Raw genomic sequence first — 16084 nt, 5'->3', positions numbered from 1 at the left:
GAGACACCGGTGGAGGGCATGACCGAGGAAGAGTTCGACGCTTTCTACGCGGCCGCGTTCCCCCGTCTGACCGGGCAGTTGTACGCCTTCACCGGGGACCTGGGCGAGGCCCAGGACGTCGTCCAGGAGGCGTTCGTACGGGCCTGGGACCGGCGCCGGAATCTGCTCGCCGACGAGGCACCCGAGGCGTGGATACGCACCGTCGCCATGCGTCTCGCCGTGAGCCGCTGGCGACGCGCGAAGCGCTGGCTGGAACTGGTACGGCGCACCCCGCCACCGGAGACGACCCCCGGCCCGGGCCCCGACCGCACCGCCCTGGTCACCGCCCTGCGCCAACTGCCCGAGCACCAGCGCATGGCGATCGTCCTGCACCACCTGTGCGACCTCAGCGTCGAACAGGTAGCCTCCGAGACCGGCGCACCCGTGGGCACGGTCAAGGCCAGGCTGTCCCGCGGACGGGCGGCACTGGCCAGGCACCTGGCGGTGGACGAGGCCGAGGAGCCGGCCTGGAGGGAGGGCGGCCGTGTCGGATGAACTCTCCGGCGCCTTGCGCGAGTTGGCGGCACAGCACGAGACCCCGCCGCGCGTCGGCGCCGCGGAGATCCGCGACCGGGCCGGGCGCCGCTCCCGCCGCCGCAGGGCGACCGTCGTGCTCGGCACGGTGGCCACGGCGGTCTGCGCGCTGACGGCCGTCGCCTTCACGCTGCACACCGACGAACCCGGCCGGACCCATCGCACGCCGGCCGCGACATCGGACACCCCGGCACCGAGCCCGGCGACCCCCGTTCCCGCCTCCGCCGGCGTCCTCGACCTGGGCCGTCACACCCTCACGGTCGGAGAGCGCGTCATCCGCGTCGACTCGCACTCCTTCGGCCGGTTCCCGCCCGGCAGCCGGATGACGGTGGTCGCCAGGTACCCCGCCGAAGTGCTGCCCCTCGGGGGTGACGCCAAGGTCGTCGGCGAGGTCAAGGTGCCGTACCTGGTGGAGCTGCGCACCCCCGACCGGGAACCGGTCTACGCGGGCGGCCTCACCTTCGACGCCAAGGCACTCGCCGCCCTGCCCGCCGACACGGGCTGGCTGGGCATGGACGTCCGGGACGCGGAGTGGTTCTACAGCCGGGCGCGACCCGGCGACCGCATCGAGATCACCTCGACGGTCGTCCCGACCGCGCCGGAAACGACCACGCCACCGACGGGGGCGGAGACGGCGGCCAGGTCCCCGGGAGCCGCGAACCGCGTCCCGACGCCGGGGGCCGCGAGCAGCTGACCTTCGGCAGGCAGGTGCCCTCTCGCGCCCCACGTGCGCGGACCGTACCGACGTACGGACCCCGTATTCGGGAACGCGCACGGCCCGTAGCGGCCCGACACGGCACCATGGGACACATGGCCGAGAACCGGATCGCGAACACCCAACAGTCCGAGGCGTGGAACGGCTACGAGGGCCGTCACTGGGCCGAACACCAATCGCGTTACGACGCCCTCAACGACCCCGTCAACGCCCCGCTCCTGGACGCCGCCCGCCTCCGGGCCACGGACAGCGTCCTCGACATCGGCTGCGGCAACGGCCACCTGACCCGGCTGGCCGCCCGCACCGCGCACCGAGCCGTCGGCGTCGACCTCTCCACACCCATGCTGGAACGGGCCCGCGCGAGCACCACCGCGGAACACCTCACCAACGTCTCCTACCTCCAGGCCGACGCCCAGGTGCACCCGTTCGAGGACGCGGCCTTCGACGTCGCCCTGAGCCGCTTCGGGATCATGTTCTTCGCCGACCCGGTCGCCGCGTTCGCGAACATCGGACGCGCCCTGAAGCCGGGCGGACGGCTGGCCTTCGTCTGCCCGCAGACCCTCGACCGGCTGGACCAGTCGGTGATCTTCGCGGCGGTCGCCGAGCACGTGACCCTGCCCGACTTCTCCGTGAAGACGGAGACGGGCCCGGCCTCCTTCGCCGACCCGGCACGCACCCACCGCGTCCTGGGCGACGCCGGATTCGACGCGGTCACCGTCGAGCCACTCGAAGTACCGCAGATGTGGGGCAAGGACGCGGCGGACGCCGCCGGCTTCCTTTTCGGCTGGGGACCGATGCGCCACTGGCTGCGCGACACCGCCCCGGAGGACGTCGACCGCGCCCGCCAGGCCGCCACGGACGCCTTCCGCGCGTACGAGACGGAGGAGGGCGTACGCCTCATGGCCCGCCACTGGCTGGTGACGGCGACCTGGCCGGACCGCGCGTGAAACCAGTGCACCCAGTGCTCAGTGCCGTACCGCCGCCTCGCGCTCTTCCCCTGTCTCGCGCTCCTCGGCCGTCGCGCTGCCCAGGATGCGTAGTGCCGCGTCCGAGGGCGAACCGGGCTCGGCGGTGTAGGCGATCAACCGCTGACCGGAGCCGCCGGGGACGAGAAGGCTCTCGAAGCCGAGGGCCATCGCGCCGACCAGCGGATGACACAGCTCCTTCACCCCGGACGTGCAGGTGCGCACCGGATGCCGGGCCCACAGGGCAGCGAACTCATCGCTGCCCATGGTCAGTTGCCCGACGAGCTCGGCGAGGGCGCGATCGTCCGGGTGACGGCCGGCGACCAGACGCAGGGAGGCCACCGCGAGCCGGGCCTCGTCGTCCCAGTCCGCGTACAACCGCCGGTACCGGTCGTCCAGGAAGAGCATCCGGGTCAGATTCGGGCGGTCGGCCGGCGTATCAGGGCCCTCCGGTGTCAGGTGCCCGGCCAGCAGCGCGTGCCCCAGCCGGTTCCACGCGAGGACGTCGTTGCGCCGGTCGAGAAGCAGGGCCGGTACGTCGGTCATGGCCGCCAGCAGTTGCCGGGCCGAGGCACTGGCGTACTCCACCCGCGGCGGGGCGGGGCGACGGGACGACGCCGTGGCCGGGCGGGCGAGGTCCTTCAGGTGCGCCGTCTCGTCGCCGGTGAGGCGCAGGGTGCGCGCGATCGCGTCGAGCACGCTGTCGGAGGCGCCGGTGGCGCGGCCCTGTTCCAGGCGGGTGTAGTGGGTGACGCTGACACCGGCGAGCGTCGCCAGCTCCTCGCGGCGCAGCCCGGCGACGCGGCGGCGGGTCGGGTGCGGCGCGATGCCGACGTCCTCGGGGCGCAGGGCGGCACGGCGCGACTTGAGGAAGTCTCCCAGCTCGGACGGGGCGTCCATCAATGCCTCCCAGTCGACACGCGGTGCGGTGGGGCGGGGGGCCGGCCACCGACCTCCCATGATGCCCGCCGGTCCGGACGCTCGGGGCCGTAAGGGTGGTCCTGTGATGACTACCCTCGCGCTGGCTGTGCACGGCGGCGTTCTGGCTGCGAACCCACGCCCCGACGAGCCTTTCCCTCCGTAACCGCAGGCGAAGGAAAGGGACTCGACGTGATGTCCGTCACTACCGGTACGGAGGCGTCCGACACCGCCCCCACCGCACTCACCCCACGGCTCCGACTGGTCCTGGTGCTGCTGCTCGCGGCCCAGTTCATGCTGGCCGTGGACTTCTCCATCCTGAACGTGGCACTGCCGGTGATCGGTGAGGGCCTGGGCTTCTCGCTGGGGCACCTCCAGTGGATCGCCACCTCGTTCGCTCTGTTCGCGGCGGGCTTCACCCTGCTCTTCGGCCGCGTCGCCGACCTGTTCGGCCGCCGTCGCCTGTTCCTCGGCGGGCTCGTCGTCCTGGGCGTTGCCTCCCTGGTGGGCGGCCTGGCGCAGAACCCGGAGGTGCTGATCGCGGCCCGCGTGTTCCAGGGCCTGGCCACCGCCGCCGTGACCCCCGCCGGACTGTCACTGCTGACGACCTCGTTCCCGGAGGGCCCGCTGCGCGAGAAGGCACTCGGCCTCAACGGAGCGCTGATGTCGGCCGGATTCACCACCGGAGCCATCCTCGGCGGCCTGCTGACCGACCTGCTCTCGTGGCGCTGGGCGTTCTTCATCAACGTGCCCGTGGCTCTCGCCGTACTGCTCATCGCCCCCACGGTCATCCGGGAGTCCCACCCCGACGAGCGCCCCCGGCTGGACCTCCCCGGCGCCATCAGCGTCACACTCGGCCTGCTGACCATCGTCTTCGGGCTCACCCAAGCCGGCGAGAAGGGCTGGAGCTCACCGGAAGCGCTGCTGCCGCTGGCGGCGGGCACGGCACTGCTGCTCATCTTCTACGCCGTCGAGCGCAGGGAGTCCGCGCCGCTGGTGCCGATCCGTGTGCTCCGCAAGCGGTCGGTGGCCTGGGGCAATGTCGCCGGTCTGATCGCGTTCCTCACCGAGACGTCCCTGGTCTTCCTGCTCACCCTCTACCTCCAGGAAGTGCTCGGCTTCTCCCCGCTCGCCGCCGGCCTGTCCTTCGGCGTCCTCGGCATCGGCACGGTCGTGGGCGGCTCCACGGCCCCGAAGATCATCGGCAGGCTCGGCACCAGGCGGACACTGATCACCGGCGGCCTCCTCCAGACCGTCTTCACGGCGGCCCTGCTCGGCCTGGGCGACGACCGCGCCTGGCTGTGGCTGCTGCTGCTCGCCACCTTCGCCGGCGGCATCGGCAACATGCTGGTCATCGTCGGCTTCATGGTCACCGCGACCTCCGGCCTCGCCGACCACGAACAGGGCCTGGCCACCGGCCTCGCCACCATGACCCAGCAGATCGGCATCACCATGGGCACACCGATCATGAGCGCCATTGCGACCGCCGCCATGACCGGCACGGGAACCCCGGCGGTCCTCACCGGCCTGAAGACCGCGATCGCGGTGAACGCGACCCTTGCCCTCCTCGGCACGGTCACCAGCGCCCTGTTCCTGCGCGAGGGCGAGCCGAGGACGCGCTGACGACGGCGGTGCCATGGTGGCAAGAGCCGAGCGCTGCGCACCACTCGCACCGACCACCCCGACCCCACCTGCCTGCGCAGCGGGCGGGATGGGTCGAGGGAGTCGGCGCGGCGTGACCGAGGACAGTGGTCCTACAGCTTGGTCATCTTCGAGTAAGGGGTCGAGATCCGCCGTTGCGCCGAGCCGAAATCCACGACGGCGGCGATCCCCTCCTCGATGGCGATGACCCGACCGAGGCCGTACATGTCATGTGTGACCTGGTCACCCACGGCGAACTGCTTGGGCGGCAGCGTGACCGGGGCCTTGAAGGGACTGGTGGGCAGATGGCGCTTCGGAGCAGCAGGCTTTGTCATTGCCCCCAGTATGCGCCTTCGAGGACCGGGGGACCCCCATCCAGCACCACCGAGAGCGGAGGACGCTCCAATCCATGGACATGTCAGACAAAGGCGAAGCGCTCGATCCGCGGTGGGCCGGGGCGGGCAACAACGTGAACGGCATCCTGCACGGCTGCCGAGACGCCTCACCCGTCGCCGAGCGCTTCGTCCGGGCCGGCTGGAGGTCGAGATCGTCCTCCTGGCACGCCTACGAAGTAGAAACCACCTGGTGCGAGCTGGAACTCGACCCCGCCGAAGGCCACGACATCCTCCTGAACGGAGTCATCGACCCAGGACGCCTGGACGAGCTCGCCGCCCTCCTGCACCGCTTCGGCCTGACGTACTCCCTGGAGCTCTACGCCGAAGACGGCACCCTGATCCACGAAATCCGCCCCTGACCCTTGGACGCGTGGATTGTCATACTGTCCGACTAGCCTTCGGAGCATGGGGCTTGGGGACATCAAGTACGAAGACGTCATCGCGGCGACCGAAGAGTTCCGCCGTCTGGGCCGGGACAACTTCCTTCAGAAGTACGGCTTCCGGCGAGCGAAGTCCTACGAGTTGGTCCTGGACGGTGTTCGCTACGACTCGAAGGCGATCGTCGGTGTCGCCCACGGGCATGCCACCGGCCACTTCCTGACCCCGGGGGATTTCAGCGGCGGCGCGGCCACGGTGGCGCGATGCCTGCGCGAGCTCGGCTTCGTGGTGGAGAACGGGGAGACATCCCACGACCGTACGGCCCTGCTGGACCGCCTCCGGAAACTCAAGGTCTCCCGCGGCCCCGGGAGCCCGGCGCCCAGCCGGCACCAGCCGTTGAGCCTCCTGTGGGCAATATCCCGCGAAGCCGCCGAGCGGCCCCGCATGACGCCGTGGCCCGAGTTCCGAGACGAAGTCGGCCCACTTCTCACTGAGTTCGGTCTCCCCAACGCGAAGGCCACACCGGAGTACCCCTTCTGGCATCTCCGGGGCAGCGGACTGTGGGAGGTCCGGGGGCTACCGACCGAGCCGACCAAGGGGATGCCGAAGGTGAGCGTCCTCGACGCGCACCACCCGCAGGCCGGCTTCACTGAAGAGGCCGCCGGACTCCTCCGAGACCCGGTGACCCGCCTCGACGCCATCGCCACGATCTGCGAGACATACCTTCAGGACGTCAACCGCCAGGCCCTCTTTGAGCGAATAGGCCTGGCCGGATACACCACAGCCAGCGGCCTGTTGAGCACCGGTTCCGACCTGAACGAGGACGGGCGGGCGACCGGCCCCGCCCCGCGCCGTGACGCGACCCACTCCGTCATCGTCCGCGACGAAGCCCTGGCCAGGAAGGTCAAGGAACTCGAGGGAGACCGGTGCCAGATCTGCGGCACGACACTCCGCTACCTGAACCGCCCCTACAGCCAGGCGGCGCACATAAGAGGTCTGGGCAGACCCCACCACGGCCCCGACGAACTCCAGAACCTCCTGTGCCTCTGCGCCAACTGCCACATCCTCTTCGACGGCCTGGAGATCTACGTCGACCTTGACGGCCTGGTCAGAGGCACGAGAGACACCAGAGAACCCCACCCACTCCGTCGCGACCCCAGGCACCCGATCGACGAGGCGCACATCGGCTACCACCGCGATCTGTGCATCATCAATGCAGGTAAGCCTGCAAGCAGGAATCTCCCCTCCGAACAAGCCAAATGGGCCCGTCAGTAAGTTGATGAACCCTCGCGTAATTGCAGGTTAAATCACCGTCGGAACTCACGCCCCACCGCTTACGCTGACGCGGCTACGCCACGTGGCGCAGCCGCTGCCGAAGTGCCCGGGGAGGGGCACCGACCGCAGTTGTCGGGGGGCGAGAGATACGGGAGGGGACCCGCTGCGCGTCCGGGAATTTCCCGATGCGCGTAAAGCGGCTGGTGCGTTTGCGCCGTTGCTCTCCCGAGAAACGGCCGAAAACCATCGTGGGCCCACCGTCTCGCCGTGCCCAGAATCCGTTCCATGAATGGTGAGGAAAAACCGTGAGACGCATGACCCCCGTCCTTCTGTCCCTCAGCGCCCTGCTGGCGGCCTCCGCCTGGGCCGCACCCACGGCCGGAGCCGCCCCCCAGGCCGACCGGCCGGCGGCCGTCCCCAGCGGTTGGGAGAAGGTCGACGCCACCGAACTGACGCAGATCGCCCAGAACACGGACGCCCGGCAGGCACCGCTCGCCGCCGCCGACGACGTCTCCGCACAGGCCGAGGAGCCCGAGCTGCTGGCCATGCAGTCGCTCCGCAACGAGAAGTTCGTCGCCACGGAGAAGACCTACCCCGCCCCCAACACCGGTGTACTTCGGGCGCGTTCCGATGCGTACAACGGCTCCTGGGAGGGCTTCGCCTTCGAGTGGGACGAGACCACCAGCACGTACGCGCTGAAGTCCCTGGCCAATGACCGCTACGTGGCGGTCGAGAAGAACTTCACCGGCAACGCGCAGAACGAACTGCGCGCCCGCTCCACCAGCGTGGGCGGCTGGGAGCGGTTCGTCCTCTACTACAGCGAGACCCTGGACCGCTGGGCACTCCAGTCCACGCTGAACGGCCTCTTCGTCACCATGGAGAACAACTTCACCGGCTCGCTCCAGTACGTCCTGCGCGCCCGCTCCAACACGATCTCCGGCTGGGAAGAGTTCAACCTCTACACCCTCGAAGCCTGACGCGGATGCACAGCGAGGAGGCCCGGGTCAGCGATCCGGGCCTCCTCCGGAGCGGGTGTCTTCTGAGCCGGCTCGTAGTGGTCACAGTGCACGGGTGCCGAAGGGGTTGTCGATGACGTACCGCCAACGACCGTCTGCTCCCCGCCTGGCGACGTCGGTGGCTGTGCCCTCGACGCGCACAGTCTGCCCCTCGGGGTCCGTCCCGTCGATGACCCAGTCGACGATCAGCAGAGCCACGTCTCCGCTGCTGTACACATACCGCGGACGGACCTCGATGGGAATTCCGAGCTTCTGCAGCCGGCCGTTGGCGGCGTGAAGGTCCGGCCCGGTCGCCGGCGTTCCCGGCTGGGGGACCAGCACCGCCGTGTCCTCATAGACCTCGGCCAGCGCGGTGGCGTCGCCGCTGTTGAACCTCTCGGCGAACACCGCGGGCACTTCTTCGGGCCGATCGGCCAGTTCTCGCATGATCGACAGACGTCCTTCCGGGCGGGGAAAATCGAAGTGCCCCACACGCTAGGAGGCGATCTCGTGACTCACCGAACGGTTGGTCACCCGGCAGGACTCCCCGACGACCCGCGCGCGACCGTCACCGCGCCCACCCCCGAATGCCCCGTGGAGATCACGCTGGCGGCCCTGCACGGCCGCTGGACGACACTGGTGATCCGCGAACTGCTGCGCGGCGACTGCTCCTACAGCGAACTGCGCACGGCCCTGCCCACCCTGTCGGACAAGGTACTGACCGACCGCCTGGCACAACTCGGCAAGGCCGGAGTCATCACCCGCGACCGCCGACCAGGCTGGCCCCCACGAGTGCGCTACACACTCACCCCAACCGGCCACCGCCTCGGCCCCGTCCTCCAGGCCCTATGGAACTGGGGGTCAGAGGCATCAGCACAAGACAGCGCAGCCGACAGCAACCGTGCGACAAGCCCTCGTCGCTGATCGACTGGACTCGGTTTTCGCAACTGGGCAATGCTCCAAGATTCCCTCCACGGACCCCGACATACAGCCACGGATCCGAAAGTGCCCAGGCTGCCGAAGAGTTTGGTGCCGCGGGGAGCTAGCTGACCTAGATACCTCCAGGCGACAGGCGGCGTGTGAGCTGGCGGCCGGCGTCGCTGATCGGGCGCGACCAGGACACGTCGCCGACCTGGCAACCGAAGTCGTCGGCGAGTGCCTGCACGAGTTTGGATCCGAGACCTTGGCGTCGGTCGCGCTCTGTGTGCGGCCAGCCCATTCGGCACCTGCCGCAAGTGCAACGGCTCCGGCTTCGCCATGGACACCGACCGCAGGGACAGACCAAGTGCGGCAAGAGTTGCCGTCGCTGCAAGGCCACCGGCAAGGGCATACGTGTCGGCCGCCCGCTCTTCAACCACGCCCAGCGGATCCACTGCCAAGGCAGCCACTGACGGCGGACGCAAGACGGCCGACGGTGCCCGTCATGAGACGTACCCCGCTCCGAGCAGGAGCTAGGCGGGCGCCACCGTCGGCCAACCACCGGAGCTTGCCAGCACCCCGAGGCCAGCAGCATCCAATCAACCCTCCCAGCCCACCGTCAAAGGAGTTCCCCGTCATGGCCATCACACCTGGCTCATGGCCCTGTTCGGACTCGTCCTGTTTCATCTGCTGCGTTCCAAGTCCCTCGGTTGCGGCGCTGCGTTCTCCGCCGCCGGATTCGCGCCCACCCCGGCGCCAAGCTGCGCGCGGTCGGGACGAACGGCAGGCCGATAGCGACACCAGCTTGGGAAGCTGTGGACATCTACGGCTTGCTCTGAGACTGACCTGCGAGGGAGCAGTGTCGGAGCCTGGTGGGCGATCGGTTGGCCCCCATGGTTCCCCGCGCGATCTGACCTCCCCGCCATCCAGCCGCCCGGCGGTGTCGGTGCTGCCGTACACAATTTGCTCCATGAGCGACTACTACGAAGCCGTCTTCTCGTGCTTCCTGCGTGATGACACCCCTGCCTCTGTCTTGGGAGCCCTGCGTTGGCACCTGGGTTTGAACGATGACGACCCGGAGGATCTCGATCCGGAGAGCCACCCGTACCCCCTGCTCACCCCGAACAACAACAGCCGTCTTCCCGGTGGAGACGTTGCGTCCCTTCGGCGCACGGTGCAAGAGTTCACGTCTTCAGGAGAGCAGTATGAATGGGAGCTCTTCGCACGCTGCTCTTGGGTCGATGACTTCACCCTCTGGCTTGACGCTCTCTTGGCGCTGATTGCTCCCCATGTCGCGAGATCGGGTTACGGAGGCTACATACGTGACGAGGACAGTGTGGATCTGAAGGTATTCACATTCCATGATGGGACGTACGATCCCGTGGATATTTGGAGCATATGAAAGCTGTCTCGCGGAACCGGATCATTTCGGCCGAGGTTCTTGCCGTGGGCGACGCCTGGTGGCCTTCTACGCGGTCCTGTACTACGCGGGGTCTGGCCCGCTGAGGCGGTCGGGCTACGTCTGTCGGACTGCCACCTGCCAGAGAAGGGCTGGGGCACGCTGACGCTGCGGGAGACGCGCCCCGTTTCCGGCAAGCAGTGGACCGACTCCGGGGAGCGCCACGACCGACGGGGCCTGAAGGCGCGCGAGGCGTCCACCGACCGGCCGGTCCCCATCCCGCCGGTCCTGGTTGCCATCCTCCGGGCTCACCTGAAGGAGTTCGGGGCCGTCGAGGAGGGCGCGTGTTCGGGAACGAGCGCGGGGGAGTGGTCGGCTCGTCCACCTACTGGCGCGTGTGGGAGGAAGCGCGGGAGTACGCGCTCCCGTCCGAGCGCATCGACTCGCCGTTGGCCGGGCGCCCGTACGACCTGCGCCACGCCTGCATCACGCGGTGGCTGAACGCTGGGGTGCCGATCGCTGAAGTGGTCCGGCGGGTCGGCAACTCACCGGAGGTGATCCACCGCCGCTATCACAGCTGTATCGATGGCCATAAGGTGGCGGCCAACGCCAACATTGCTAAGTTGCTGGAGGATGATGGCGACGTGGCATAGAGCTCTCTTTCATTCGCGTCCTATGAGGCGTGTCCAGGGATCCGAACCAGCATCTCGGGTGTCAAGGATGGTGTTCCTGGCGCCAGAGATGCTGCTGAGGCAAATCAGTGGGCTTGGCTGACGCGCAGAGGAGGACCTACGTTTCAACGATCCTTGGCAGCTCTCTAGACAAAGCTTCTTCGCGGACGTCATCATCTTGCCATGTTCCGCAGGAGAGATTCTGTCCAGAATTCGCTGGTGGCAAGGCGAATGCGCCGCTTTTACAAGGACCTTCCAGGGGCCCGGCGAGAGAATCCGGAAAGCGTTGCGATTGCCTATGCGAGGTTTCTTCTCTCCGATTCACTGACGCGCGGCGAGGTTGCTTTAAGAGATGAATGGAGCCACTCGCGTCGTCGCTACAGTGTGGGACTATCTGCCCGTCGCGCCGATTTTGTTGATCTGACGAAGCGGGTCACGCTCGTTTCGGATACATTGCTGCTCTCCCACGATTGGAGTACGCCGTACCGTCGACTCGGGGTGACACACTCCGAAGCAAGAGCGGAGTTCTTCGGTGGCAACCCGATTTTCGGCGACGCTGTGCCGGGCGAAGCACGCACCACGGAGTACGGATTTCACTGCCCTGACCTAGCCATGTTGGGTCGCTGGATAATCGACGCAGAACCCCTTCTCAAATCCGGGCTTGCCTGGTACTTGCCTAGCTTCTCCACGAGCGTGCGCGCAGGTAGGCAGGGGCGTCGAATCCAACCTAGGCGGCACATGGAGGCCATCGACTTCCTTATCAGAGATGGACGGGCGGTGGACGTCTCTGCCAATCAACCGATGGAAAATGAGGTAGTCCGGCCGATCCTTCAAATCGACCTTCCTTTTATCCAGGGTGTAGGTCTGAGAGAGTTCAGTCAGATCACTATTGGTGAATTTGACTCGTACTCATCATTTCGAGACTTCATGCGTAAAGAACTCCTTCTGGCGGATGGGGCTGTCAACTCTGTTCAGTCGGTAAAGAGTCTTGCCGTTCTGTCGCTTGAAATCGCAGATCAGGTGCGTGCCATGCGCTTCCGGATGGAAGAAGCCCAAGCGAAGAGAGCCGTCGCTGCCACAGGCGCAGTTGTGGGGACGGTGGGTGCTGCGCTCGTAGCGGTGTACGGCCCTGCCCTTGAGCAGGTATTGACAATTATCGGTGGAGGCGGCGGACTGTGGGGAATCCTTAGCGGCCTTACGGTGGAAAATGGCCTGCGTGGCATACGGAAGGACAAGTGGTACTACGTTTGGGTGCTGGAAAAGGCCCGCGCGCGGTCATGACTCGTGAGACCAAGCGCTAGCCGCAGGAGTGTTCTGGGCTGGTGTACCCCGCGAATGCGAGTGTCGTGGCGTGGGCCTCGGCCTTCACGCTGTGCCGTGCATGGTGGGTGGAGTGAGACCCACCCCCGGTGCGCGCCCGACCGTCGCTGTAGGTCGCTGTGATGTGTGTCGTGAACGCTGAGAGACAACGAGAGAGGGCGGGAGTCAGTGAGACTGACTCCCGCCCTCTTCTATCGGCATCCGCCCTGGTCACCTACCAAAGTTGGTAGGTGGTTGGGCGAGTGCCCCCGGCAGGATTCGAACCTGCGCACACGGCTCCGGAGGCCCTTGCGGGCCCCGACGTTCCCGCAAGTCACAGGGCTATGGGCGACAGATGGAGCACGCTCCGTCCACAGGTAGTCCATGCGCAGTCTGTAAGTACCCCGCGGAGAGGGAAGGGGCGCAGGGGCCAGCGGTACGGAGCACGATCCCACTGAAGCTCGTGCCGACCTGCTGTGTTTGCAGGGGGTGGGCGTTCAGCCGTGCAGTGCACTCGCATTGGCGAGTACGTCCCGGCCGTGCTCGCCGCGGCAGTGGCTGTGCACATTGGGCGGACCGGCAAGCCGGAGCATGGTCCCGAGTTGGCACGCGGCCTGCAGAGGGTCCGGAACGATGCATGGCCGGGTCTTCTTACCTGCCAGGCAATATCACGATTTCGGCACGGGTGTCATTTCGTGTAGAGAGCATGGATATTCTGCTTCCGGACCCGGTTCCTTGTGCGTTCCGGTACCTGTTCGGGCTGAGGGGAGGCTGGTGTGGGGATCGTCTGGCGTCATGCCAGTCGGTTGATGAGGAGTCAGCCGTCGCAGGGAGCAGCCTTTGCGCTCCGTACGGCGGAGGTCTTACTGCACTTTGGCCATCCGTTGCTGGAACGTAGGCGCCGGGGCCCTCTGGCCAGTGCTGCCTCGGCGCCTGTCATGCTCCTAGCGCAGGGCAGCTAGGGTCGTCCGCCACCAGGTTGAACGCTCGTTGCCGAATTGACGGTTCAGTTGCTGCATGGACTTCCCCCCGGGTACGGAGAAGGATGCTGGCTTTCTGGCAGCCCTCGACCGGGGGAAGGGCGCGGGCGGTGATGCGCCCGTAAGCCGTAAGGGCGACGAACAGGCGTATATGCCTATCGCGTGAGGGGCCCCGTGAGTAGCGTTGGTTGGGGCGGATGGATGGCAGGGGCGTCCGCCGTGGTGGGGAGGGCTGGGGCGCCGGGGGCGCGGCAGCCCGTGTCCGCAGCCGTAGATGGGCCTGCGGCTTTGGGTGGGGAAGCTGGAAAGGCTAGATGAGTTCTGAGCACAAGCAGTGGCGCGAGGTGCTCTCTACAGAGTCCTTCGGTGCAGGCAATGCGCTGCGAAGCACCGTCCTGTATGTCGATGCCGAGGTAGAAGCATCAGGTCTAACCTCAAGAAAGAGTCACATGCCCGGCCAAAGGGAGTCAGCCAGGGTGACAGAGGGACGCTCGCCAGTCAGGCTCGGCCTGGCGGACGGTCCTGACCAAGCGGTCGAATGGGCTCCGTGGATCGGATCGTTCATCAGGCTTGGCTCAAGGCTCCGTAGCTTCATACCGAAGCTCGATGGACGACAGTTGGTGCTTGCCATCTCGGTTCCGCAGCGCGACTATGCGGCCGCGCTCATTGCCGCTGGCTGGATGTTGTCCAGCCCGGCGCCCGAGCTTGCTTCTCCGATTGATGCCTTCCGGGCGGCATCCCAGGGGACGTACCTCCGGGCGGTGACGAGCAACCGTATTCACACGGGCGCGTTCACGTGGCTTCGAGCCGGGCCCGACGATCTGCGGGTCCTCGTCGCCGGCAAAGTGCTGCCAGTCGCGCGATACGAGGCAGTATCCGAGGTCGACTCAGCGGTGGAGTCCTTGCACTCAGTGCTGCCGGCACCGGGTTTCCTGGCACAGTTCGTTGGTGCGTCAGAGTCGTGGGCGGAGCGGATGGCCGCTCCACCGTTGGATCTCGTCCTCGTTGGCACCGCCAAGTGGCTACGGGAGGACCTGGCGGCGTGTATTGGCAAAGCTGGGGACCCGAAGGATGTGCCGTGCCCGTTGTCGATCTACGTGCTGCCCGTCGAGAAGGGAGCGGCGACGTGGTCGACTGAGGTTGTGTCGGCCCCGAAACTGGCGGATGAGCCGCACCTCGTCGAGCGGCGCCAAGCCGTCATCCTCGATGGCTATGGTGCGATCAAGTACCTCAACGACATCTCTGCGCCGATCGTGGTCTGTGTGATCGACCGGTCGGTTGCGGACGAGTCTGCCGCGGAGACGATAATGGAAGCCCGGAGTTCGAACAGCCGCCCGGTCAGCCTGGAAAATGAGCTGTATTGGCGGCCGCCCGGCGGCGTCGAGGCGCTTGCGTTCACGGTGGCGCTATGAGCAGGGTGCACGACGTCATCAGGCGGTACAAAGCTTCCGTCGAAGTCGTACGCAACGGCGTTGAAATCTTCGTCGTCGGGGATCCGGCGGGTGCGCGTCTCAACGCTGCGGTTCGCCGACTCATCTACACTGCCACGGAAAACGGCAGCGACGTCTGGAGCGACCTACTACGTGCGGCGAACGCCCTGCGCTGGCGCCGTCTGATGCAGCCGCAGCCGGGCGGCTTCCACCCAGCCGTCACCGAGGCCGCCAGCGCGGTTGTCCGCGAAGCGCACATGCTCCGCGGCGCAGTGGCAGACGAAGTGCTCCTGGAGGAGATCGCCGCAGCAGCCAAAGGTGTGCGCCAGACCGATTCGCCGGTCGGCCACGAGCTCTGGCGCTCGATCGAAGAGGCAGACCCTTCTATCTGTGCCGTGGTAGCCGGCAGTAATCGGGCCCGGGCAGGATTGCAGGAGTGGCTTAACTCGCTCTCCGTTCCTGTGCTGCTACCCGGCGAGCTCGGTGACGTGAACGAGCGTGTTGAGCAGTTGTACGTCGCCGGGCCGCCGTCCTTCTTTCCGCCGTCGCTAGTGACGGCGCCGGCGGCGGGCGAGCTGACCTTCCTCATGCCGGCATGGTTCGGCCATCGAGCGATTCCGGTGTCGCGGCTCGCCGACCAGGCCGACGGTGCGATGAAGGCCAGGGTCAGGGAGCGAACTGTCGGCGATCTCAGCGAGCCGGAGTCGGCTGTCTCCGACGATGAGTTGATAGAGGACACCTACTATCCGCAGCCGGTGTGGCGCGGGCGCATTTCTGGTGACCGTGAGCTGGAGCGCGACGAAGTCGAGGCAAGGAAGATACTGCTCGCCGGAAATCGCGCTATCTGGCTGGATGATGGCGACCGCATCCGGGCGCTTGACCCGCGTCAGCCTGAGGGCGAACGGGTTACGTACGCTGCCGTCGAGGATGTCGTGCCGGGAACGTACCTGGTGTTGCGTCATGGAGAGACGGAACTGGGTGCCATGTACGAGGCTGCGCTGCATCTCCTGGGATCGCGCGCCGGGGCGATCGAGGCGACGCAGCGCGTGTGGAAGGCGGCGTTGGAGGCGCGGCTCGCGAACAGGGGCGTGAGAGCGAGCATCGTGGAGCTGCGAGCGCGGGGCGTCAGGTCGGCGGCGCGCGTACGGGCGTGGACTGAGGCGACGCTCATCAGCCCGAAGCATGAGCGTGATCTGATCCTCTTGCTTGAGTGGTTGGGACTGGCTGTGGAGCCCTCGCATCAGAATGCGATGGCGCTGCGCCGGGCGGTTTACCGCGCGAGCGCGGATCTGCGCGAAGAATTGGAGGACGCAGTGAGCCGGGCTGACCTGGCGGCCCTGGAACGTGACGGTCACATGAGCCTGGGTATCGAGCGCGAGGGCTTCCGGAGCATGGTGGTCGCACGGGTGCAGGCGCGTTCCCCGTACACAGAGATCGTGTCGCGGCCGCACACGCGGGCCCCCTTCTTCGATCGGAGCGGCGAATGGCTCGAATGATTCCTTCTTACTTCCCGGCAAGGACGCCGCCTGGGG

The 16084-nt window shown here is 67.3% G+C and carries 15 protein-coding genes, 1 tRNA gene and 1 pseudogene; 13 read left to right on the top strand and 4 right to left on the bottom strand.

Annotated features, from left to right (window positions below; genetic code table 11):
* Window positions 1-18: 18 nt before the first annotated feature.
* The 3 genes from ACZ470_RS17145 to ACZ470_RS17135 all read left to right on the top strand — a co-directional run bounded on the left by ACZ470_RS17145 (window position 19) and on the right by ACZ470_RS17135 (window position 2235).
* Entirely contained in the window at window positions 19-534 is a 516-nt protein-coding gene (locus tag ACZ470_RS17145; RefSeq protein WP_468427954.1) for a SigE family RNA polymerase sigma factor, read from the top strand.
* A complete protein-coding gene (locus ACZ470_RS17140) occupies window positions 524-1267 on the top strand; it encodes a hypothetical protein (RefSeq protein ID WP_468427952.1) in 744 nt (247 codons plus the stop codon). The genes ACZ470_RS17145 and ACZ470_RS17140 overlap by 11 nt, the downstream gene beginning before the upstream one ends.
* Before the next feature lie 116 nt (window positions 1268-1383).
* Window positions 1384-2235 carry a class I SAM-dependent methyltransferase gene (locus ACZ470_RS17135; protein WP_468427950.1) on the top strand — a complete coding sequence of 284 codons (852 nt, stop codon included), beginning with the start codon at window positions 1384-1386 and terminating at the stop codon, window positions 2233-2235.
* A gap of 18 nt (window positions 2236-2253) precedes the next feature.
* Here ACZ470_RS17135 and ACZ470_RS17130 read toward each other — a convergent pair whose 3' ends face one another.
* A complete protein-coding gene (locus ACZ470_RS17130; protein ID WP_468427949.1) occupies window positions 2254-3153 on the bottom strand; it encodes a helix-turn-helix transcriptional regulator in 900 nt (299 codons plus the stop codon).
* Between the two features lie 213 nt (window positions 3154-3366).
* Here ACZ470_RS17130 and ACZ470_RS17125 point away from each other — a divergent pair, with 213 nt between their 5' ends.
* Window positions 3367-4794 carry an MFS transporter gene (locus ACZ470_RS17125; RefSeq protein WP_468428146.1) on the top strand — a complete coding sequence of 476 codons (1428 nt, stop codon included), beginning with the start codon at window positions 3367-3369 and terminating at the stop codon, window positions 4792-4794.
* Window positions 4795-4925: 131 nt separating this feature from the next.
* Here the strand turns inward: ACZ470_RS17125 and ACZ470_RS17120 are convergent, their stop codons facing one another.
* Window positions 4926-5147, bottom strand: coding sequence for a hypothetical protein (locus ACZ470_RS17120; RefSeq protein ID WP_468427947.1), 222 nt, complete (start codon window positions 5145-5147; stop codon window positions 4926-4928).
* A 74-nt stretch (window positions 5148-5221) separates the two neighbouring features.
* On the opposite strand from ACZ470_RS17120, the gene ACZ470_RS17115 reads away from it, so the two are divergent.
* From ACZ470_RS17115 to ACZ470_RS17105, 3 genes are all read left to right on the top strand, one after another.
* The gene (locus tag ACZ470_RS17115; RefSeq protein ID WP_468427946.1) at window positions 5222-5566 is read left to right on the top strand and encodes a hypothetical protein; all 345 of its coding nucleotides are present in this window, start codon (window positions 5222-5224) and stop codon (window positions 5564-5566) included.
* Between the two features lie 46 nt (window positions 5567-5612).
* Window positions 5613-6860: an HNH endonuclease gene (locus ACZ470_RS17110; protein WP_468427945.1), complete on the top strand. Its 1248-nt coding sequence runs from the start codon at window positions 5613-5615 to the stop codon at window positions 6858-6860.
* 314 nt (window positions 6861-7174) lie between these two features.
* Entirely contained in the window at window positions 7175-7837 is a 663-nt protein-coding gene (locus tag ACZ470_RS17105; protein ID WP_468427943.1) for a fascin domain-containing protein, read from the top strand.
* An 81-nt stretch (window positions 7838-7918) separates the two neighbouring features.
* Here ACZ470_RS17105 and ACZ470_RS17100 read toward each other — a convergent pair whose 3' ends face one another.
* The gene (locus ACZ470_RS17100; protein ID WP_468427941.1) at window positions 7919-8302 is read right to left on the bottom strand and encodes a YybH family protein; all 384 of its coding nucleotides are present in this window, start codon (window positions 8300-8302) and stop codon (window positions 7919-7921) included.
* Window positions 8303-8365: 63 nt separating this feature from the next.
* On the opposite strand from ACZ470_RS17100, the gene ACZ470_RS17095 reads away from it, so the two are divergent.
* The 4 genes and pseudogenes from ACZ470_RS17095 (at window position 8366) to ACZ470_RS17080 (ending at window position 12124) form a co-directional block, all read left to right on the top strand.
* Complete coding sequence (locus tag ACZ470_RS17095; protein WP_468427939.1) at window positions 8366-8779, top strand: winged helix-turn-helix transcriptional regulator; 414 nt, start codon at window positions 8366-8368, stop codon at window positions 8777-8779.
* Between the two features lie 964 nt (window positions 8780-9743).
* Complete coding sequence (locus tag ACZ470_RS17090) at window positions 9744-10175, top strand: hypothetical protein (protein WP_468427938.1); 432 nt, start codon at window positions 9744-9746, stop codon at window positions 10173-10175.
* 43 nt (window positions 10176-10218) lie between these two features.
* Window positions 10219-10825: pseudogene (locus ACZ470_RS17085) on the top strand (tyrosine-type recombinase/integrase); the annotation flags it as partial.
* A 201-nt stretch (window positions 10826-11026) separates the two neighbouring features.
* Entirely contained in the window at window positions 11027-12124 is a 1098-nt protein-coding gene (locus tag ACZ470_RS17080; RefSeq protein WP_468427936.1) for a hypothetical protein, read from the top strand.
* A 282-nt stretch (window positions 12125-12406) separates the two neighbouring features.
* On the opposite strand, the gene ACZ470_RS17075 is transcribed toward ACZ470_RS17080, so the two are convergent.
* A tRNA-Arg gene (locus ACZ470_RS17075) sits at window positions 12407-12492 on the bottom strand.
* A 944-nt stretch (window positions 12493-13436) separates the two neighbouring features.
* Between ACZ470_RS17075 and ACZ470_RS17070 the strand changes: the two genes are divergently transcribed.
* Complete coding sequence (locus tag ACZ470_RS17070; protein ID WP_468427934.1) at window positions 13437-14534, top strand: hypothetical protein; 1098 nt, start codon at window positions 13437-13439, stop codon at window positions 14532-14534.
* Window positions 14531-16048: a hypothetical protein gene (locus ACZ470_RS17065; protein WP_468427932.1), complete on the top strand. Its 1518-nt coding sequence runs from the start codon at window positions 14531-14533 to the stop codon at window positions 16046-16048. The genes ACZ470_RS17070 and ACZ470_RS17065 overlap by 4 nt, the downstream gene beginning before the upstream one ends.
* Window positions 16049-16084: the final 36 nt, after the last annotated feature.

This window comes from Streptomyces sp. NPDC031111, from assembly GCF_055570675.1.
This window is presented reverse-complemented; position numbering and strand designations above follow the sequence as displayed.